General features: G+C 70.5%; 19 protein-coding genes. 6 read left to right on the forward strand and 13 right to left on the reverse strand.

The window, feature by feature from the left end; genetic code table 11:
- Positions 1-100: 100 nt before the first annotated feature.
- The 3 genes from rocD to JIX56_RS39825 form a co-directional block, all read right to left on the reverse strand.
- Complete coding sequence (gene rocD / locus JIX56_RS39815; RefSeq protein ID WP_257548290.1) at positions 101-1,327, reverse strand: ornithine--oxo-acid transaminase; 1,227 nt, start codon at positions 1,325-1,327, stop codon at positions 101-103.
- A gap of 59 nt (positions 1,328-1,386) precedes the next feature.
- Entirely contained in the window at positions 1,387-2,217 is an 831-nt protein-coding gene (gene ddaH / locus JIX56_RS39820; protein WP_257548291.1) for a dimethylargininase, read from the reverse strand.
- 121 nt (positions 2,218-2,338) lie between these two features.
- Positions 2,339-2,830: an Lrp/AsnC family transcriptional regulator gene (locus tag JIX56_RS39825; RefSeq protein ID WP_257548292.1), complete on the reverse strand. Its 492-nt coding sequence runs from the start codon at positions 2,828-2,830 to the stop codon at positions 2,339-2,341.
- A 91-nt stretch (positions 2,831-2,921) separates the two neighbouring features.
- On the opposite strand from JIX56_RS39825, the gene JIX56_RS39830 reads away from it, so the two are divergent.
- The 4 genes from JIX56_RS39830 (at position 2,922) to JIX56_RS39845 (ending at position 7,192) form a co-directional block, all read left to right on the forward strand.
- Positions 2,922-3,677: a LytR/AlgR family response regulator transcription factor gene (locus JIX56_RS39830; RefSeq protein ID WP_257548293.1), complete on the forward strand. Its 756-nt coding sequence runs from the start codon at positions 2,922-2,924 to the stop codon at positions 3,675-3,677.
- A 9-nt stretch (positions 3,678-3,686) separates the two neighbouring features.
- Entirely contained in the window at positions 3,687-4,046 is a 360-nt protein-coding gene (locus JIX56_RS39835; protein WP_257548294.1) for a hypothetical protein, read from the forward strand.
- A 54-nt stretch (positions 4,047-4,100) separates the two neighbouring features.
- Complete coding sequence (locus JIX56_RS39840) at positions 4,101-5,846, forward strand: sodium/solute symporter (protein ID WP_257548295.1); 1,746 nt, start codon at positions 4,101-4,103, stop codon at positions 5,844-5,846.
- A gap of 125 nt (positions 5,847-5,971) precedes the next feature.
- Positions 5,972-7,192: a sensor histidine kinase gene (locus JIX56_RS39845; protein ID WP_257551379.1), complete on the forward strand. Its 1,221-nt coding sequence runs from the start codon at positions 5,972-5,974 to the stop codon at positions 7,190-7,192.
- A 19-nt stretch (positions 7,193-7,211) separates the two neighbouring features.
- Here the strand turns inward: JIX56_RS39845 and JIX56_RS39850 are convergent, their stop codons facing one another.
- The 7 genes from JIX56_RS39850 to JIX56_RS39880 all read right to left on the reverse strand — a co-directional run bounded on the left by JIX56_RS39850 (position 7,212) and on the right by JIX56_RS39880 (position 15,542).
- On the reverse strand, positions 7,212-7,367 hold the full coding sequence (locus JIX56_RS39850; protein ID WP_189784987.1) for a hypothetical protein: 156 nt from the start codon (positions 7,365-7,367) through the stop codon (positions 7,212-7,214).
- Positions 7,368-7,381: 14 nt separating this feature from the next.
- The gene (locus JIX56_RS39855) at positions 7,382-9,343 is read right to left on the reverse strand and encodes a serine/threonine-protein kinase (RefSeq protein WP_257548296.1); all 1,962 of its coding nucleotides are present in this window, start codon (positions 9,341-9,343) and stop codon (positions 7,382-7,384) included.
- Positions 9,344-9,359: 16 nt separating this feature from the next.
- On the reverse strand, positions 9,360-10,892 hold the full coding sequence (locus JIX56_RS39860; protein WP_306819906.1) for a PASTA domain-containing protein: 1,533 nt from the start codon (positions 10,890-10,892) through the stop codon (positions 9,360-9,362).
- 243 nt (positions 10,893-11,135) lie between these two features.
- Positions 11,136-12,080: a cytochrome c oxidase assembly protein gene (locus JIX56_RS39865; RefSeq protein WP_257548298.1), complete on the reverse strand. Its 945-nt coding sequence runs from the start codon at positions 12,078-12,080 to the stop codon at positions 11,136-11,138.
- 184 nt (positions 12,081-12,264) lie between these two features.
- Positions 12,265-13,290 (reverse strand): 6-phosphofructokinase, encoded by a 1,026-nt coding sequence (locus tag JIX56_RS39870; RefSeq protein ID WP_257548300.1) that lies wholly within the window; start codon positions 13,288-13,290, stop codon positions 12,265-12,267.
- Between the two features lie 246 nt (positions 13,291-13,536).
- Positions 13,537-14,265: a type 1 glutamine amidotransferase gene (locus JIX56_RS39875; RefSeq protein ID WP_257548302.1), complete on the reverse strand. Its 729-nt coding sequence runs from the start codon at positions 14,263-14,265 to the stop codon at positions 13,537-13,539.
- Between the two features lie 38 nt (positions 14,266-14,303).
- On the reverse strand, positions 14,304-15,542 hold the full coding sequence (locus JIX56_RS39880) for a MurT ligase domain-containing protein (RefSeq protein ID WP_257548304.1): 1,239 nt from the start codon (positions 15,540-15,542) through the stop codon (positions 14,304-14,306).
- Between the two features lie 152 nt (positions 15,543-15,694).
- Here JIX56_RS39880 and def point away from each other — a divergent pair, with 152 nt between their 5' ends.
- The gene (gene def, locus JIX56_RS39885) at positions 15,695-16,234 is read left to right on the forward strand and encodes a peptide deformylase (protein ID WP_257548305.1); all 540 of its coding nucleotides are present in this window, start codon (positions 15,695-15,697) and stop codon (positions 16,232-16,234) included.
- A 94-nt stretch (positions 16,235-16,328) separates the two neighbouring features.
- On the opposite strand, the gene JIX56_RS39890 is transcribed toward def, so the two are convergent.
- Positions 16,329-16,973: a TetR/AcrR family transcriptional regulator gene (locus JIX56_RS39890; protein ID WP_257548307.1), complete on the reverse strand. Its 645-nt coding sequence runs from the start codon at positions 16,971-16,973 to the stop codon at positions 16,329-16,331.
- 172 nt (positions 16,974-17,145) lie between these two features.
- Between JIX56_RS39890 and JIX56_RS39895 the strand changes: the two genes are divergently transcribed.
- Entirely contained in the window at positions 17,146-18,372 is a 1,227-nt protein-coding gene (locus JIX56_RS39895) for an acyl-CoA dehydrogenase family protein (protein ID WP_257548309.1), read from the forward strand.
- A 128-nt stretch (positions 18,373-18,500) separates the two neighbouring features.
- Here JIX56_RS39895 and JIX56_RS39900 read toward each other — a convergent pair whose 3' ends face one another.
- Both JIX56_RS39900 and JIX56_RS39905 read right to left on the reverse strand, forming a co-directional pair.
- Entirely contained in the window at positions 18,501-18,740 is a 240-nt protein-coding gene (locus tag JIX56_RS39900; RefSeq protein ID WP_257548311.1) for a DUF6213 family protein, read from the reverse strand.
- A 25-nt stretch (positions 18,741-18,765) separates the two neighbouring features.
- A complete protein-coding gene (locus JIX56_RS39905) occupies positions 18,766-20,151 on the reverse strand; it encodes an NADP-dependent succinic semialdehyde dehydrogenase (RefSeq protein WP_257548313.1) in 1,386 nt (461 codons plus the stop codon).
- Between the last annotated feature and the right edge of the window lie 18 nt (positions 20,152-20,169).

The following is a 20,169-nucleotide window of genomic DNA, read 5'->3' on the forward strand; positions in this document are numbered from 1 at the left end:
TTGTCCGCGCGTTGCCGGTGGTTGCTCGCGCCCACGCGGCGGAGCCGCATATCGATACAGCCCCGCGCCCCTTACGGGGCGCGGGTGTTGGACCACGGTTTCAGGTGCCCTCCCTCAGGACCTCCTCCAACGTCCCCAGCGCGGACTGGAGTTCCGTGCCCGTGATCGTCAGTGGTGGGGCCAGCCGGATGGTGGAGCCGTGGGTGTCCTTGACCAGGATGCCCCGGTCCATGAGGCGGTGGCTGATCTCGCGGCCCGTGCCCAGCGCGGGGTCGATGTCGACGCCCGCCCACAGCCCGCGCGCACGGAACCCGACCACGCCCTTGCCGACCAGCGCCGTCAGCCCCTCCCGCAGCAGTCCGCCCAGTTCGGCGGCCCTGAGCTGGAACTCGCCGGTCCGCAGCAGCTCGACCACCGCCGAGCCCACCGCCGCGGCGAGGGGGTTGCCGCCGAAGGTCGACCCGTGCTCACCGGGGCGCAGGACGGACAGCACCTCCCGGCGGGCCACGACCGCCGACACCGGCACGATGCCGCCGCCCAGCGCCTTGCCGAGCAGTACGGCGTCGGGCAGGACATCCTCGTGCTCGACGGCGAGCGTCCGGCCCGTGCGGCCGAGGCCCGACTGGATCTCGTCCGCGATGAACAGGCACCCCGTGCGGCGGGTCAGCTCGCGAACCCCACGCAGATAGCCGTCGTCCGGGATCAGCACACCCGCCTCGCCCTGGATGGGCTCGATCAGCACCGCGGCCGTCGTCCCGTCGATCGCCGCCTCCAGCGCGGCGAGGTCGTTGTACGGCACCACCCGGAAGCCCGGCGTGAACGGGCCGAAACCGTCACGGGCCACCGGGTCCGTGGAGAAGCTGACGATCGTCGTCGTACGGCCGTGGAAGTTGCCGTCGGCGACGACGACGGTGGCCTGGTCGGCGGGGACGCCCTTCACGTCGTACGCCCATTTGCGGGCCACCTTGATCGCGCTCTCCACGGCCTCGGCGCCCGTGTTCATCGGCAGCACCATGTCCAGGCCGGTCAGCTCGGCCAGGGACTCGGCGAACTCGGCGAGCCGGTCGTTGTGGAAGGCCCGCGAGGTGAGGGTGAGCGTGTCGAGCTGGCGGTGCGCGGCCTCGATCAGCGCCGGGTGGCGGTGGCCGAAGTTGAGCGCGGAGTACCCGGCCAGCATGTCCAGATAGCGGCGGCCCTCGACGTCCTCGACCCAGGTGCCCTCGGCCCGGGCGACGACCACGGGCAGCGGGTGGTAGTTGTGCGCGAGGACGGGCTCCTCGGCGCGGATGAGGTCGGCCGACGAACGCGTACGGACGGGAGCGGTCATGAGCGGACCTCCAGGGTCACGGAGCGGATCGCCCGAGCCGGGCGGCGGGTCTCCTTCAGTCACGGGCGGATCTCCTGAGTGACGCACTTGATGCCACCGCCCGCCTTCTGGAACTCCGACAGGTCGACGGGGACGGGAACGTAGCCCTGCCGGGCCAGCTGGTCGGCGAGATCCTTGGCGCGGGGCGAGATGAAGACATGGCGGCCGTCGGACACCGAGTTCAGGCCGAACGCCATCGCGTCGTCACGGGTGGCGATCACCGCGTCGGGATACAGGCGGGCGAGGACCGCGCGGCTGCCGGGGGAGAACGCCTCCGGGTAGTACGCGATGTTGCCCGCGTGAGCGCCCGTCCCCTCGTCGAGGACGAACAGCGCGGTGTCCAGATGGTAGAAACGCGGATCCACCAGTTGGAGGCTGATCACCGGGACGCCGAAGAACTCCTGCGCCTGGCGATGGGCCTCACGGGTGGTGCGGAAGCCGGTCCCGGCGAGCAGATAGCGGCCGGTCGGCACCAGATCGCCCTCTCCCTCGCACACCGACTCGGACCGGACCACGTCGTACCCGGCGTTCTTGAACCAGGCGTCGTACGCGGTGGACTCGGGGCGCCGCTCGGGCGCGTGGAACAGCGAGCCGAGGACCCGGCCGCCGAGGACGAGGGCGCAGTTGGCGGCGAACACCATGTCGGGCAGTGCCGCCACCGGCTCCACGGTGTCCACGGTGTGGCCATGGGCCCGGTAGGCGCGGATCAGCTCCTGCCACTGATCCCGGGCGAGGTCGACGTCCACGGGGGTGTCCGGGTGCATCCAGGGATTGATCGAGTACTGCACGGCGAAATGTCTGGGTTCGCAGACGAGAAAGCGCCGAAGGCGCGGCACACGGCTGTCGGGCACAGAGGGTCTCTCCGCTTCCTGCGGTGTCGGCTGGGATGACACCACGGTAGGAATCGGGGGAGGTGCACGACAAGAAACGAACGTTGCGTGTCCGCGCAGTAATGTTGCGTGTTCGTCGAGCTCAGCGCACGTTCGCTGCGTCCTGGGTCGCGCCTGCCTCCGGAGCCTCCGGCAGCAGGTGCGACAGCACCATGTAGCTGATCGTCTTCCGGATGAAGGGCTCCGCGCGGATCCGCTCCAGCACCTCCTCGAAATGCCCCACGTCGACGGCCCGTACATGCAGCAGCGCGTCCGCGCCGCCCGTCACCGTCATCGCCGCGGTGATCTCCGGATAATTGCGCACGACCTCCGCCAGCCGCCGGGGCGGCGCCGCGCCCTCGCAGTACACCTCCACGTACGCCTCCGTGCGCCAGCCCAGCGCCGCCGGCTGCACCGTGGCCGTGAACCCGGTGATCACCCCCGTCTCACGCAGCCGGTCCACCCGCCGCTTCACCGCGGTGGCCGAAAGACCGACGGCCGAGCCGATCTCGGCGAAGCTGCTTCTGGCGTTCGCCATCAACGCCGTGATGATCTTCCGGTCGAGCTCGTCGAACGCCGCGGACTTGCTGTTCATGCGGGCACTGTATCCAGCGGCGCCCCTCGGCAGACCCCGTGCGGCGCGCGCCCGTGTGCAGCAGTACGAATTACTCCTACACTCCACGTTCATGCTGCGCGCGCTCGCCGTCGATGACGAGAAACCCTCCCTCGAGGAGCTGCTGTACCTGCTGAACGCGGATCCGCGGGTCGCCAGTGCCGAGGGCGCGAGCGACGCCACCGAGGCACTGCGCCGGATCAACCGCGCCATCGAGTCGGGCCCCGACGGACCCGAGGCGATCGACGTCGTCTTCCTCGACATCCACATGGCCGGACTCGACGGCCTCGATCTCGCCCGCCTCCTCACCGGCTTCGCGCGGCCCCCGCTCGTCGTCTTCGTCACCGCGCACGAGGGCTTCGCCGTCCAGGCCTTCGACCTGAAGGCCGTCGACTACGTCCTCAAGCCCGTCCGCCGGGAACGCCTCGCCGAGGCGATACGGCGGGCCGCCCAGCTCCGCGACACGGCCCCACCGATACCGGTCCACGAACCCGACCCCGACCAGATACCCGTCGAACTCGGCGGGGTCACCCGCTTCGTCGCCGTCGACGACATCACCCACGTCGAGGCCCAGGGCGACTACGCCCGACTGCACACCCCCCAGGGCAGCCATCTCGTCCGCATCCCCCTCTCCACCCTCGAGGAGCGCTGGCGCGCACGCGGTTTCGTCCGCATCCACCGCCGCCATCTCGTCGCCCTGCGCCACGTCGGCGAGCTCCGCCTCGACGCAGGCACCGTGAGCGTCCTCGTCGGCTCGGTGGAACTCCAGGTCAGCCGCCGCCACGCACGCGAACTGCGCGATCTGCTGATGCGCCGGACCACGAGCTGAGGACACGGCATGCCCCAGGACCCGACCGAACGGCGCGTCGTCGTCACCGGTGTGCCCCGGCGCACCCGGCGCAGCACCGGCTACCACCGCCCCCGCACCGAGATCGACGAACAGACCACCCTCGGCCACACCTACGTCCGCTCCCTCATGCGCAGCCAACTCCGCGCCGCTCTCGCCGTGTTCGCGGTCCTCGTGCTGCTGGTCGCCCCGCTGCCCCTGGTCTTCGCCGCGATGCCGGACGGCGCGGGCCTGGAATGGGCCCTCCTCGGCTTCGGCGTCTACCCGCCGCTGGTCCTCCTCGCCCGCTGGCACGTACACCGCGCCGAACGCAACGAGCAGGACCTCGTACGGCTCGTCGAGGACCGTTGAGACACACCGTGGACGAGTGAGACACACCGTGGACGAGCAGACCGGAAGCAGGACATGAACGAGAACTACGCCGTCCCCGCGGTCGCCCTCGTCGTCGTGGCGACCGTCTTCGTCGGCGCCTTCGGCCTGCGCATCTCCCGGACCACCTCCGACTTCTACGTCGCCTCCCGCACCGTAGGCCCCCGCCTCAACGCGGCCGCGATCAGCGGCGAGTACCTCTCCGCCGCCTCCTTCCTCGGCATCGCGGGCCTCGTCCTGGTCCAGGGCCCCGACATGCTCTGGTACCCGGTCGGCTACACCGCCGGCTATCTCGTCCTCCTCCTCTTCGTCGCCGCCCCGCTGCGCCGCTCGGGCGCCTACACCCTGCCGGACTTCGCCGAGGCCCGGCTCGCCTCCAAGACCGTGCGACGGCTCGCCGGGGCCTTCGTGGTCGGCGTCGGCTGGCTCTACCTGCTGCCCCAGCTCCAGGGGGCCGGGCTGACCCTGAACGTGCTCACCGACGCGCCCGAGTGGCTCGGCGGCGTCATCGTCGCCGTCGTCGTCTCCGCCACGGTCGCCGCCGGCGGCATGCGCAGCATCACCTTCGTCCAGGCCTTCCAGTACTGGCTCAAGCTCACCGCCCTGCTGGTCCCCGCGCTCTTCCTCGTCCTCGCCTGGCAGGGCGACGGCGCCCCGCGCCACGCCTTCGACGAGCCCGCGACGTTCCGTGAACAACGCGTCGTCCGCATCGACGAGACCCTCGACCTGAAGCTCGCGGGCCCCCTGACCGTCACCGCCTCCGGCACGATCGACGGCCGCCCCTACGACGACAAGCGCGTCGACCTGCCCACCGGCACCCACCGCATCGACCGGGGCACCCGCCTGACCTTCACCAAGGGCGACACCGTCCCCGTCGCCGACCGCGGCAGCAACGGCGGCATGTCCACCTCCCTCGCCGAGGGCCGCGAGGAACGCCCTCTGTACGCCACCTACGGGCTGATCCTCGCCACCTTCCTCGGCACCATGGGCCTGCCCCACGTCGTCGTCCGCTTCTACACCAGCCCGCACGGCGTCGCCGCCCGCCGCACCACCGTCGTCGTCCTCGGCCTGATCGGCGCCTTCTACCTCCTGCCGCCGCTCTACGGGGCCCTCGGCAGGCTCTACGCCCCCGACCTCGCCCTCACCGGTGACGCCGACGCGGCCGTACTGCTCCTCCCGGACCGCATGATCGGCGGCCTCGGCGGCGACCTGCTCGGCGCACTGGTCGCGGGCGGCGCGTTCGCAGCGTTCCTGTCCACCGCGTCGGGGCTGACCATGGCGGTCGCGGGTGTGCTCACCCAGGACGTCCTGCCCGCACGCGGCGTACAGCACTTCCGGCTCGGTACGGTCCTCGCCATGGCCGTACCGCTCGCGGCGAGCGGCCTGGTCGGCGGGCTGCCCGTCGCCGACGCGGTCGGGCTCGCCTTCGCCGTGTCCGCCTCGTCCTTCTGCCCGCTGCTCGTCCTCGGCATCTGGTGGCGGCGCCTCACTCCGCCGGGCGCCGCCGCGGGCATGCTCGTCGGCGGCGGCGCGGCCCTCCTCGCGGTCGCCGCGACCATGGCCGGATACCCCGGCACCGGCACCCTGCACGCCTTGCTGGCCTGGCCCGCCCTCTGGTCCGTGCCCCTCGGCTTCCTCACGATGGTCCTGGTCTCCCTGGCCACTCCCGGCAAGGTCCCGGCGGAGACACCGGCGATCCTGGCCCGCTTCCACCTCCCGGAGGAACTGGTCGGCGGCCGGACGCGCGCGGCGACCAAGGAGGTCGAACTGTGGCGGCGGTGAGGATCGGTCGCACTGCGACGGCGGTGCGGATCGGTCCGACTGCGACGGCGGTGCGGATCGGCGGAAGGGAACCCGCGGGCGGTGAGCGGTGTACCACATGCAGGAGGTGAACGATGAGCGGTGAAGTGAGTGGGTTCCTGGCGGGGTTCTTCGTGGCCGTCCTCCCGATGCTCGCGGCCGGATTCTGGCTCGGCCGCCGTACGGCGCGGCCCCGCAGCAGCCTCGGCGGACTCGGCACGCCCGTCGAGCACGCCACCTTCCAGACCCTGCACACCGCCACGCTCGCCGCGCCCCCACTGCGCGCCGGGCTCACCGAGGAGACGGCCCGCAGATCCGCCAAACGGCTGCGCACCCTGCTCGGCACGGACGCGCTCTGTCTCACCGACCACGAGTCGGTCCTCGCCTGGGAGGGCGTGGCGGAGCACCACCGCGCCGAGATCATGGGACGGCTGGCGGGCCCCCTGGAAACCGGCCGGGGCGAGGCCTTCCGGCTGACCTGCGACATCCTCGACTGCCCGGTGCGCTGGGCCGTCGTCGCCCCGCTCACCGTCGACGACCGCGTCCACGGGGCGCTCGTCGCCTGCGCGCCGCACGAGTCCGCCGTCCTCGTACGGGCCGCGGGGGAGGTCGCCCGCTGGGTCTCCGTCCAGCTCGAACTGGCCGATCTGGACCAGTCCCGCACCCGGCTGATAGAGGCCGAGATCAAGGCCCTGCGCGCCCAGATCTCCCCGCACTTCATCTTCAACTCGCTCGCGGTGATCGCCTCGTTCGTCCGCACGGACCCCGAGCGCGCTCGCGAACTCCTCCTGGAATTCGCCGACTTCACCCGCTACTCGTTCCGCAGACACGGCGACTTCACCACCCTCGCCGAGGAACTCCACGCCATCGACCACTACCTGGCGCTGGTCCGGGCCCGCTTCGGCGACCGCCTCTCGGTCACGCTTCAGATAGCCCCCGAGGTACTGCCGGTCACCCTGCCCTTCCTCTGCCTCCAGCCCCTGGTGGAGAACGCGGTGAAACACGGCCTCGAAGGCAGGACTGTGAGTGCCGCAGGCAAGAGCCACATCAGCATCACCGCCCAGGACGCGGGCGCCGAGGCGCTCGTCGTCATCGAGGACGACGGCGTGGGCATGGACCCCGCGGTGCTCCGCCGCATCCTCGCCGGCGAGAGCAGCCCCTCGGGCGGCATCGGCCTCAGCAACGTCGACGAGCGGCTCCGCCAGGTGTACGGCGACGACCACGGCCTCGTCATAGAGACCGCGGTCGGCGCGGGCATGAAGATCACCGCCCGGCTGCCCAAGTACCAGCCGGGCGTGCACCCGGACGGGGGAATACCCCGAACCTGAGGATCACAGGGCGTGAGCCTCAGGTGCGCGACGCCACCATCCCCAGCGTCAGCAGGCCCAGGACGACCCATCCGAACCACAGCCAGCCGTTGCTGCCGAGCGCCACCGTGTAGGCCGTCACCACGACCAGCCCACCGACGGTGAGCACCCCCATGGCCTTCGTCGAACCGGGCATCGCAACACCCTTCCTCAGGCTTCTTCTCCCTCCATGGTGCCCCCACTGGCGGAAATGACAGTGCAGACGACGTAATGTGCTCCCTTTTTCCAGCCGTCCTCGCTGATCCAGGAGCCGGACAGGACACGGCTCGGCTCATACCCGTAGTCCTGCGGCCGCACTTCCTTCGCGCAGGCTTCGGAGGCGGTCCCCGATGCCCTCGCATAGGTGGTCTGCGGGCTCATCTCCAGGAATCCGAGCACCTTCTGCCGGTGGCGCTCCTGGCACGAGACGAGCTTGGCCTTGTTCTCGTTGATGGTGTCGAGACAGTCCTGCTTCTGCAGGGTGGCCGTGTCGTTGAACACCGTCCCCAGCCGGCGATGGTGGCCTATCGGCCCGTACACCGGCCTGCGTTCGCCCATCAGCAGACAGGCGACGCGGTGCCCGGCGGCGTCGAAGCCGTCGGTGGACGGGACGACCGCGTAGGTGCGGATGTCCACGAGCCTCTCGCGAGCCTCCTGGGTGAGCTGCTCGCACTGCGTGACTCCGCTGGCGCGGGCGTCCTCGGCCGACGAGGCCTCGTAGAACGCCATGACCTGACCGTCCGTGGCGGTGCTCTCGCACCGCGGCAGGACCGTGAGCCGAGGCGTGTCGGCGAACGGTGTGTCCTTCCAGGTGGCGTCCACGCAGTCGCCGTCCCGCAGCGCCTCCGCCAGCCCCACGGCCTTCCCGTACGGCAGCGCCTCACCCCCGGTGGCACCGCTGCCGCCCAGCCCGCCCGGCAGGTCCGTCATGTTCCCCATGGCGTACCAGGTCCCGCCGACCACGAGGGCCAGGCCGAGGGTGGTGGCCATGCCCGCGAGGAGGGCCCGGCTGCGGTGCCGGCGGCGCCGCCCGCCGGAGCCGGCACCGGTGGTGCGCGGGGGAGGACCGAAGCCCTCCGCGCCGGACGTCCGGCGCTCCGCCGGGGACCAGGCGTCCTGACCGCCGTGCCCGGCCGACGGCGCGTACCACGGTGTCTCGTGCGGAACGCGCGGGACGACGGGGATCTCCGGCTCGGCCGTGTGCGTCGGCTCGCTCGCCCACTGCGGCTGTGAGCCCAGGTCGGGCTCGGTGCGGGGGTGAGCCTGGGGTGTGACGATCGCGGAGAGCGCGGCCTCGGTCTCGACGGCGGTGATCCGGTGCACGGGATCCTTGGCGAGCATGGCGGCCAGCACCGGCTCCAGCGCGCCCGCCCGCAGCACGGGGCGCGGTTCCTCCAGCACGATCGCCGTCAGGGCCGCGATCTCCGAGTCGCGGTCGAAGGGCCCGTACCCCTCGACGGCGTAGTACAGCGTGCAGCCCAGCGAGAACAGGTCGGCCGCGGCGGTCGGCGGCCCGCCCTGGGCCCGCTCGGGCGCCAGATATCCGGCGGTCCCGACCAGGACGTGCGTGCGGGTGTAGCGGGTCTCCTGGGTGTCGGGCTGGACGGAGATGCCGTAGTCGGTGAGGAGGACGCGTGCGTACGGCGATCCGGTGCGGTCCGGGGCGAGCAGGATGTTGGCCGGCTTGACGTCCCGGTGCATGATGCCGCGCTCGTGCCCGGCGGTCAGCGCGTCCAGCACGGCGAGCCCGATCCGGGCGCACTCGGCGGGCGCGAGGGGGCCGCGCTGGGTGACGAGCGCCTTCAGGTCGAGGGCGCCCGGCACGTACTCCATGACGATCCACGGCAGTTCGTCGTGTTCCAGGACGTCGTGCACGGTGACGACGTTCGGGTGGTGGCGCAGCCCGGCGGCGTGCCGGGCCTCGGCCCGGGCGCGGGCCACCCGGGCCGTGCGCTCCCGCTCGGCCTCGCCCGGATTGCGGAACACGATCTCCTTGAGCGCCACCTCGCAGTCGAGCTGGCGGTCGTGCGCCAGCCAGACATGGCCCATGCCGCCGCTGCCCAGCCGGTTCAGCAGGAGGTAGCGGTCGGCGATGACCCGGCCGACTCCCGAATGCGGTGCTCCTGACTGCATCGGTCACTCCCAGGATTCAGATCCACACGGACTGGGCCGGTTCCTCGACGGGATCGCCCGGGTCTCCCGGGTCTCCCGGATCACCCGAATCGCTCGGATCCCCAGGACTCCCCGGATCCCCCGGTTGGTCGGACGGCGGATCGCTGGGTGGCTCGGGAGCGCGCGACGTCGGGGTGTCGGGGGGCGGGCCGCTGTCCTCAGGCGGGGTCGGCTCGGGGTCGGGAGTCGTCGGCGGCGTACTCGACTTGGTGGGGCTGGGCGGCGTCGAAGGCGCGGTGGAGGTGGGTGTGGGGGCCGGTGACGGCTTCTCGGAGGACTTGGACGGCGACGGTGTCAGCGACGTACCGCCCGTCGGCGGGGGAGTGGTCTCGTCCGTCGGCGACGACCCGCCGTCCGTCGGGTCCGATCCCCCGCCCGAGGGCGTCGTGTTCTGGCCCGTCGGCGTCGACTCGCTCGCCGACGGCGACCCGCCCGACGACGAGCCGTCCGAGTCCGAGTCCGAGTCCGAGGGTCCGGTCGAGCTCGGACCCGTCCCGGGGGAGCCGGAATCAGAGCCGGACCCCGACCCCGACCCCGACCCGGACCCGGAGCCGGACTCTGAGCCGGGTTCGGACCCGGCCCCCGTATCGTCCGTGCTCTCCTCGGACGACGCTCCCGGCCAGTCCACGTGCAGCGCCACCGCCGCACCGAACTCCAGCTCGGTGCCCGGCCCGGGGCTCGACCCGGTCACCGGCGCGTCACCCGGCGGCATCTCGTCCCCGGCGACCGTCACCGCCAGGCCCTTGTCCGCCATGGCCGCGCCGGCCTCGCCGAAGGTCATCCCCCGCACGTTCGGTACGGCGTGGCGCGCACGCGTATCGAACGTCTTGTCGGACTCGCCCGTGGTGCCGACCTCCCGGCTGATGCCCTGGTCCGGGTCCTCGACGTCGACGAGCTTGATCTCCTTCAGCTGCTCGGGAGCGGGCTTGACGACGACCACCGCGGACTCCTCGTAGCCGTCCCACTTGTCGTTGTCCCCGGCGAACTCCACCTTGATGTCGTCGGGGTCCTCGTCGAAGGCGCGCAGCGGATTTCCGCAGCTGCACTTCACGGCGGGCAGGCCCTGTTCGTCGACCAATACCGCGATACCGGCTTCCAGCAGCGCGTCGAAGGGGACGGCCTTGCCCTTCTTGTAGTCGTGGTTCTTCACGAGCGTGTCGTGGCGCAGGAGAACGGGTGTGAGTTTGTCGAGATAATTCCCGATGCCGTCGACTTTGATGCCGACGATCCGGGCCCATTCCTGAGCCTTATTCTTGTTCTCGGGGGCGGTGAGGAAATCCTCCAGCTTACGGACGTCACAGACCTTCGGCTTCTGTGTGCCCCCGTACAGGCCGGGCGTGTTGCCCTGCTGCAGACCGCTGTGCGGCTCCAGGGACCTGAGGTCGGGCTCGTCCCGGCCCAACTGTTCGCCCTCGTCGAAGAAGGGTGCGAGGGACGGCACCCCCGCGGCCACCGCCTTCACGGCGAGTATCGACGGGGCCGAGTCGCCGCAGCCGCTGAGTATCACCACGCCCACCAGGAGGACCGCGATCCTCCGGGCCGCCGATTTCCCCGCTTTTCGCAAACACGTTCGCAAGCATGCGTGCATGGTCATGACCGCTCCCCCCGGCGGTTTCCCCCGTCACCCCGCAGAGCGGAAGCGGGGCTCACGCATCATGCTACTGAAGGGCAAAGCCTTTGAGTCAAGGAAAAAAAAGAGGAGTGCGGTCGTGTGGCCAAAGAAAGGAATTGGGGCACGAAAAAGAAATGTGGCTCAGCGACTACGTGCGTTGAGTGAGGCCAGATAGGCGTTGTACGCCTCGAGTTCCTTGTCGCCGTCCCGGTCGGCCGCGCGGTCCTCGCGCTTGGCCTGCCGCTGCTCGGAGCCGTACCACTGGAAGAGCAGCGCCAGCAGCACGAGCACCGAGGGGATCTCGCTGAACGCCCAGGCGATGCCGCCGGCCGCGTTCTGGTCGGCGAGCGCGTCGATACCGAGGGAGGCGGGCGGGTTCTCGTACGTCTTCACCATCGGCGTGGACGCCATCATCAGCGCGATGCCGAAGAACGCATGGAACGGCATGCCCGCGAACAGCTCCAGCATCCGCATCAGATACCCCGGCCGGTGCGGTCCCGGGTCCACGCCCATGATCGGCCAGAAGAAGAACAGACCCACCGCGAGGAAGTGCGTCATCATCACGATGTGCCCCGGCTTCGACCCCATCAGGAAGTCGAACATCGGGGTGAAGTACAGCGCGTACAGGCTCGCGATGAACATCGGGATCGTGAACGCCGGGTGCGTGACGATCTTCATGTACCAGCTGTGCAGGAACATCAGCAGCAGCTCACGCGGCCCCTTCCGCCCCTTGCCCGCCACCGGCAGCGCCCGCAGCGCCAACGTCATCGGCGCCCCCAGCAACAGCAGGATCGGCGCCAGCATGCTGATCACCATGTGCTGCACCATGTGCACGCTGAACATGACCATGCCGTAGTCGTTCAGCCCGGTACACGTCACCAGCATCACCAGCAGCACACCGAGGACGAACGCGACCGTACGCCCCACCGGCCACTTGTCCCCCCGCCGCACGAGCCGCACGACGCCCCAGCCGTACAGGGCCAGTCCCACCAGACAGGCGACAAGGAAGAACGGGTCAGCCGACCACGCGAGTCCCCGCCCAAGGGTGAAGGGCAAAAGCCCCATACCATGCCCGCTGTGGTCCATCCGCCGGCTCCTGTTTCGTGGGGGTTGAGCGCTGTACGTCCGCCCCAAGAGTAGAACCGCCCCCGGTCGCGATCACGACCGGGGGCAGAGCAGCCGACCTAAGGGGCGCGGGGAACTGCGCGATCAACCACGAACCATCCGTAAGCCGACGAACCGCCTGCTGGATCGAGCTCTTGGTCGGAACTCAGAGTACGCACTCCGCTTCCGCGTACCGCTCCTCCGGCACCGTCTTCAACGTCTCCACCGCCTCAGCCAGCGGCACCATCACGATGTCCGTCCCCCGAAGCGCCGTCATCTTCCCGAACTCCCTCCGGTGCACAGCCTCCACCGCATGCCATCCGAAACGAGTCGCCAGCACCCGGTCGTACGCGGTCGGCGTACCACCCCGCTGCACATGCCCCAGGATCACCGGCCGAGCCTCTTTCCCGAGCCGCGTCTCCAACTCGACCGAGAGCTGCCGCGCGATCCCGGCGAACCGCTCGTGCCCGTAGATGTCCTTGCCGCCCTCGTCGAACCGCATCGACCCGGCCTTCGGCTTGGCCCCCTCCGCCGCCACGACGATCGCGAACCGCTTGCCCGCCGAGAACCGCTCGGCCACCTTCGTGGCCAACTCCTCGATGTCGAAGGGCCGTTCCGGTACGACGATGGCGTGCGCGCCGGCCGCCATGCCGGAGTGGAGCGCGATCCACCCGGTGTGGCGGCCCATGACCTCCACGACCAGGACCCGCTGGTGGGACTCGGCGGTGGTCTTCAGCCGGTCCAGGGCCTCGGTGGCGACCCCCACGGCCGTGTCGAAGCCGAACGTGACGTCCGTGACCGCGATGTCGTTGTCGATGGTCTTCGGCACACCCACGATCGGCAGACCGCTGTCCGACATCAGCCGGGCCGCCTTGAGCGTGCCCTCACCGCCGATGGGGATGATCGCGTCGAGACCGAGCTCCTCGACATGGCCCTTCGCCCGCACCACCCCGTCCCGCAGATGGGAGGGCTGGACCCGGGAGGAACCGAGGATCGTGCCGCCGCGGGCGAGAATGCCGGCCACCGCGTCCAGGTCGAGCTTGAGGTAGTCGCCGTCCAGGAGACCTTTCCAGCCGTCCCGGAAGCCGATGACCTCGTCGCCGTGGTCGACGACGGCACGGTGCACGACGGACCGGATGACGGCGTTCAGCCCGGGGCAGTCGCCGCCGGACGTGAGGACACCAATACGCATAGCCCGAATACCTTCTCGACGTGGGCCGGGGACCGGACCGCGTTGTCCGGCTGGAATCCCCGCCACCCTACCGGCGGCAGGGGGCGGGGCCGTAGACGGCGTCCGCCTGCTGGACGGCCCCGCACAGGTGAGCGGAGGCCTGGTCAGACGGGCTTTCACACGTGAGCGGAGGTCCTTCCGGAAGGGCCTTGGTGCGGGCGCTGAGGAACCGTTTCTCAGGCTCCTCGGGGCGCCTCACCGACCGCGTTACGCGGGCTGTGTCGCCGCCGAGATCCGCTCGTTGCGGAGCGCCTCGAACCAGCGGTCGTCGGTCGGCGGCAGTGCGTTCACGTCGAGCGCCAGCTTCAGCAGCAGGTCGGCGATCTGCGGGTTCCGCGCGAGCACCGGCCCGTGCATGTACGTGCCGAACACGGTGTCGTTGTACGCGCCCTCCGTGCCGTCGCCCGTGCCGTTGCCCTTGCCGAGCCGCACGTTCGCGAACGGGCGGGCGGTGGGGCCGAGCTGGGTGACGCCCTGGTGGTTCTCGAACCCGGTCAGCGGGGGCAGACCGAGGCGCGGGTCGATGTCCCCGAGGACGTCGCCGACGCACCGCTCGCCCTCGCCGCGGACCGTGGTCACATCGAGCAGGCCGAGGCCGGGCTCGCGCTGCCCGAGGTCGTTGACGAACTCGTGGCCGAGGATCTGGTAGCCGGCGCACACCGCGAAGACGATCGCGCCGTTCTCCACGGCCCGGTACAGATGCGCGTCGCGGCGCAGCCGCTCGGCGGCGAGCCGCTGCGGACGGTCCTCGCCGCCGCCGATCAGATAGATGTCGCCGGAGGTGGGGATCGGCTGGTCGCTGCGCACGTCCAGCCGCGCCACGTCCAGGCCGCGCTGCCGCGCCCGGCGCTCCACGACGAGGACGTTGCCCTGGTCGCCGTAGGTGCTGAGCAGGTCCGGGTAGACCCAGACGATCCGCAGGCTGTTGTCACTCATGAAGTCGGTGCCCCTCAGAGTCGGTCGTGGTCGGGTGCTCAGTTGCCCACGCGGCGGCGCAGGTCCTGGAACGCGGTGTAGTTGGCGATGACCTCGATCCGGCCGGGCGGGCACATCTGCACCGCCTGGTCGAGGTTCTCGCAGACCTGGAAGTGCTGGTTGGCCACTTCCAGGCGCACCGCGAGGTCGAGCTTGCGGTCGCCGAGCACGAAGATCGGGTGGCCGGTCAGCCGTGTGTAGTCGACGTCCCACAGCCAGGAGGTGTCGGTTCCGTCGGCGCCGCGCGCGTTCACCGAAAGGATCACCGGCGACGGCGGCGGGTCGATCAGCGAGAACGTCTCCAGCCAGCCCGCCGGGTTCTTGGCGAGCAGCAGCCGCAGATCGCGCTGCATGAACTGCACCACGTCGTACCGCCCGGCCACCGCCTGTACCTGGTACATGCGTTCCAGGGCGACCTGCGGCGGCACCCCGAAGACGGCGGCGGTGGCGGCCGACGAGGCGGCATTCGCCTTGTTGGCGCGGCCCGGCAGCTGGAGGTGGATCGGCCAGGCCGAGCCGTGCGGGTCGAGGACGTGATCGCCGGAGAGCGCCCAGCTCGGCGTGGGGCGGCGGAAACCGCACTCACCGCAGAACCAGTCGTCGCCGGGCCGCTGCATCACACCGCCGCAGGACGGGCAGGACCAGGCGTCGTCCTTCCACATCTGGCCGACGGCGACCCAGATCACGTTCGGGGAGGACGACGCGGCCCACACGATCAGCGGGTCGTCGCAGTTGGCCACGACGACGGACTTCGTGCCGGCCAGGCCCTCCCGCCACGCCTCCGCCATCATGCGGGTCTCGGCGGCGCGGTCGAGCTGGTCGCGGGAGAGGTTGAGCAGCGCGATGCACTTGGGGTCGGTGTCCCGCGCGACACCGGCGAGGTACTTCTCGTCGACCTCGATGACCGCGAACTTGGCGTCCGAGTTCCCGGCGAGCGCCGAGGTGATGCCCGCGGGCATGTTGGCGCCGAGCGCGTTCGAGACGACCGGGCCCGCGGCGCGCAGCGCCTCCGCGATCAGCCGGGTCGTGGTGGTCTTGCCGTTGGTGGCGGAGACCAGGATCACGTCCAGGCTCTGCGCGAGCCGGGCGAGGAGGTCGGGGTCGAGTTTGAGTGCCACCCGGCCGCCGATCACAGATCCGCTACCGCGCCCCGCGGCACGCGATGCCGCCGCGACCGCCTTGCCCGCCGTCACGGCCAGCTTGGCCCGCGGCGTAAGCGGGTCCGAGTTGCCTGCCATCAGTTCTCGATCCTCCTTGCGTACAGCGCCGCGCCCAGTCCCGGCAACGTGTGAACCGAAGCCTATCGAGATCCACTCATGCGCCCGAATCTCGACCGGGGCGTTGCACTGGCTGGACCGGCTAAATCGGGTGCGAACGTACTCTTGCGGCCATGCGACAAGGCTCGATTCCGGGCGCCCGAGGGCGCGTTCTTCCCATGACACTGCTCGGGGACCCCGTATTGCGCGCTCCTTGTGAGGAGGTGACGGACTTCGGGCCCGAACTGGCGTGCCTTGTGGAGGATATGTTCGCGACGATGTACCACGCGCGAGGGGTGGGGCTCGCCGCGAACCAGGTGGGCCGGGGGTTGCGGGTCTTCGTGTACGACTGCCCGGACGACGAGGATGTGCGGCATGTCGGGCATGTGGTGAATCCTCGGCTCGTCTCGGCGGAGGGGATCGTGCTGCGGGGGCCTGAGGGGTGTCTGTCGTTGCCGGGGCTGGAGGCGGGGGTCGAGCGGTACGACGAGGCGGTGGTGGAGGGGGTCACGGTGGACGGGGAGCGGGTGCGGGTGTGGGGGAGTGGGTTCTTCGCGCGGTGTCTTCAGCATGAGTGTGATCACCTTGAGGGCCGGGTGTATGTGGACCGGCTGAGTGGGTGGCGTCGTTCTCGCGTGATGAGGAAGGTCGCGAAGGCGTCGTGGGGGCGGTGAGTTCGTCGGCGGGTGCGGGTGCGTTGTGGCTGGTCGCGCAGTTCCCCGCGCCCCTTCAGGGGCGCGATCCCCAGCTACGTGAGTAAGGAACCCTCTAGAAACCCGGACCGCCCACCTTGTCTCCCGCCGCCGCCAGGCGGCCCCACAGCAGGTCTGCCAGGCTGCGGACCAGCTCCGCCCTCGTGCACGGGCGTTCGCCGAGCCACCAGTCGCCCGCCGCGTGCATCATGCCTACGATGCCGTGGCCCCAGACGCGGGCGAGTTGGCGGCTGTCGGGGCCGAGGTCGACGCGGTCCTCTATGACCTTGCCGAGTTCCTCGCCCATGCGGCGGAGCAGGGGGGCGGAGTGCTTGCCGATGTCGAAGCCCTGGTCGCCGGGCTGGCCGCCCTCGGCGGGGTGCATGAGGAAGCGGTACACCTGGGGGCGGGCCTCGATGGCCGTCAGATAGGTGTCGAGGGTCGCCTCGACGCGTTCGCGGCGCTCCGCCGGGGCGTCCAGCGCGGCGCGCAGGGCGTCGAGGAGAGCGTCGGTGTGCCGCTGGGCGAGGGCGGCGTACAGTCCGCTCTTGTCGCCGAAGTGGCGGTAGAGAATCGGCTTGGTGATGCCGGCCTCGGCGGCGATGGCGTTCATCGACGCACCGGGGCCGTCGCGGAGCACGACTCTGTCAGCGGCTTCCAGCAACTCGCGCCGACGGCGGTCGGCGGACCGTTCCTGGTCGGTTCGCCGCGTGGTGTCCATGAGTCTCTCCCCCAGGTACTGATTTCGGTGACGCCTGCGCAAACTAACACTGATTGGCACGACCCGATCGAACGGGCTGCCGAGCCCGGCCCGGGAGTTGACATTTCCTACCGACCGGTAACAGACTCGAGTTACCGCAGGTAACATCTTAGTGCAGTGCTGGAGGCGCGTCATGGCCGAGTTCACCATGGAACTCAACGAGGAACAGCGAGAGGTCCGCGACTGGCTCCACGGGTTCGCCGCCGATGTGATCCGCCCCGCGGCCGCCGAGTGGGACGAGCGCGAGGAGACCCCCTGGCCGGTGATCCAGGAGGCCGCCAAGGTCGGCATCTACTCCCTCGACTTCTACGCCCAGCAGTACTTCGACCCCACCGGCCTCGGCATCCCCATGGCCATGGAGGAGCTGTTCTGGGGCGACGCGGGCATAGCCCTCTCCATAGTCGGCACCGGTCTGGCCGCCGTGGGCGTCCTCGCCAACGGCACCGAGGAGCAGATCGGCACCTGGATCCCCCAGATGTACGGCGATGCCAACGATGTCAAGGTCGCCGCGTTCTGCTCCTCCGAGCCCGACGCCGGTTCCGACGTGGCCTCCATGCGCACCCGTGCCGTGTACGACGAGGCCAAGGACGAGTGGGTCCTCAACGGCACGAAGACCTGGGCGACCAACGGCGGTATCGCCAATGTCCACGTCGTCGTCGCCGTGGTCGACCCCGAGCTGGGCTCCAAGGGCCATGCGTCCTTCATCGTCCCGCCGAACACGCCGGGCCTGTCCCAGGGCCAGAAGTTCAAGAAGCACGGCATCCGCGCCTCCCACACCGCCGAGGTCGTCCTGGAGGGCGTGCGCATCCCCGGTTCCTGCCTCCTCGGCGGCAAGGAGAAGCTCGACGAGCGTCTGGCGCGGGCCCGCGAGCGGGCGAAGACCGGCGGTGAGCGGGTGAAGAACGCGGCGATGGCCACCTTCGAGGCGTCCCGCCCGGCCGTGGGTGCCATGGCCGTGGGCACCGCCCGGGCCGCGTACGAGGTGGCCCTCGACTACGCCAAGACCCGCGAGCAGTTCGGGCGGCCCATCATCGACAACCAGGGCGTCGCCTTCCAGCTCGCGGACATGCGGACGTCCGTCGACGCGGCGCGGCTGCTGGTGTGGCGGGCGTCCTGGATGGCGGTCAACGGCAAGCCGTTCACCGCGGCCGAGGGGTCCCAGTCGAAGCTCTTCGCGAGCGAGACCGCGAAGAAGGTCACGGCCCAGGCCATCCAGATACTGGGTGGCAACGGCTACACCCGTGAGTACCCGGTGGAGCGCATGCATCGCGACGCGGCGATCTACACGATCTTCGAGGGGACGAGTGAGGTGCAGCGGCTCGTGATCGCCCGGACCTTGTCGGGGATGCCCATTCGGTAGCGCCGAGGGCGCGCCCGCAGACTCGCGCCCCTTCAGGGGCGCGGGGCTGTATCCATATGCGGCTCCGCCGCGTGGGCGCGAGCAACCACACACAACCCGCGGTCGACGTACAACCTCAGAACGGCGCCCTAGCCGGAGGCGGCCCCGCTGCTGTGCGCGATGCAGGCGACGTCGATGCGGTCGGCCAGCTTCGCGAGCTCGATCGTCAGGGCGGCGACCGTGTCCTCGTCCAGCCCGTCCTCGCCCGCCTCCACCAGGTGCAGCCAGCGTCCGCCCACCGTTCGCAGCAGTTTGCTCACATCGGCCGCAGACACCTGCAAGGTCCCGCGGTCGTCGACGATCAGAGGCAGAGTCACTTCGCGGTTCACAACGGGGATGGTAGCCGCGGAACGCTCACGCCCCGTGCCATACGGTGGTGATGTTGCAGAACTCGCGGATTCCGTGTCCCGACAGCTCACGCCCGTATCCGGACCGCTTGACCCCGCCGAACGGGAACGCCGGGTGGGAGGCGGTCATCCCGTTGACGTAGACCGCTCCGGCGTCGAGATCGCGGACGAAGCGGTCGATCTCGGCGGCGTCCCGCGTCCACACGTTCGAGCTCAGTCCGAAGGGCGTGTCGTTGGCGATCGCGATCGCTTCGTCGAGTCCGTCGACCCGGTACAGCGTGGCGACCGGACCGAAGGCCTCCTCGTGGTGGATGCGCATCTCGGGGGCGATGTCGGCGAGGACGGTCGGCGGGTAGTACCAGCCGGGCCGGTCGGGGCGCTCGGCGCCGCACAGGACCGTGGCGCCGCTCTCCACGGCCTCGTCGACCAGCTGCTGAAGGTCCTCGCGGCCCTGCTCGCTGGAGAGCGGACCGACGTCGGTGTCCTCCTCCAGCGGATCGCCGACCTTCAACGCCCGCATGCCCGCCACGAAGCGCTCGGTGAAGGCGTCGTACACGTCGGCGTGCACGATGAACCGCTTGGCGGCGATGCAGGACTGCCCGTTGTTCTGCACCCGGGCCGTCACGGCGACCTTCGCCGCCCGGTCGAGGTCGGCGGAGGGGAGGACGACGTAGGGGTCGCTGCCGCCCAGTTCCAGGACCGTCTTCTTGACCTCGTCCCCGGCGACCGAGGCGACCGCCCGGCCGGCGGGTTCGCTGCCGGTGAGGGTGGCGGCCTGCACGCGAGGGTCGCGCAGGATGTCCTCCACCGCGCCGGAGCCGATGAGCAGGGTCTGGAAGCAGCCCTCGGGGTAGCCCGCCCGGTGGAAGAGGTCCTCCAGGTAGAGCGCGGTCTGGGGGACGTTGGAGGCGTGCTTGAGCAGACCGACGTTGCCCGCCATCAGGGCGGGCGCGGCGAAGCGGATCACCTGCCAGAGCGGGAAGTTCCACGGCATCACGGCGAGCACCGGGCCGAGCGGCCGGTAGCGGACCAGGGCGCGGGAGGCGCCCGAGTCCTTCACGTCCGAGGCGGAGGGCTCCACGTCGGTGAGCAGCACCTCGGCGTGCTCGGCGTACCAGCGCATCGCCTTCGCGCACTTGGCGGCCTCGGCGCGGGCCTGCTTGACCGGCTTGCCCATCTCGGTCGTCATCACCCGGGCGACGTCCTCCGCGTCCTCGTCCAGGAGTTCGGCCGCCCGGTGCATCAGCCGGGCGCGTTCCGCGAAGGACGTCGTCCGGTACGTACGGAACGTGCTGTCGGCGGTCGCGAGGCGGCGCTCGATCTCCTCCTCGCCCAGGGCGTCGTACGTCTTGAGTGTCTCGCCGTTCGCCGGGTTCACCGTGGCGATGGGCATGGCTGGCCTCCTCCAGGA

The organism is Streptomyces sp. CA-210063, from assembly GCF_024612015.1.
Classification (GTDB): Bacteria; Actinomycetota; Actinomycetes; order Streptomycetales; family Streptomycetaceae; genus Streptomyces.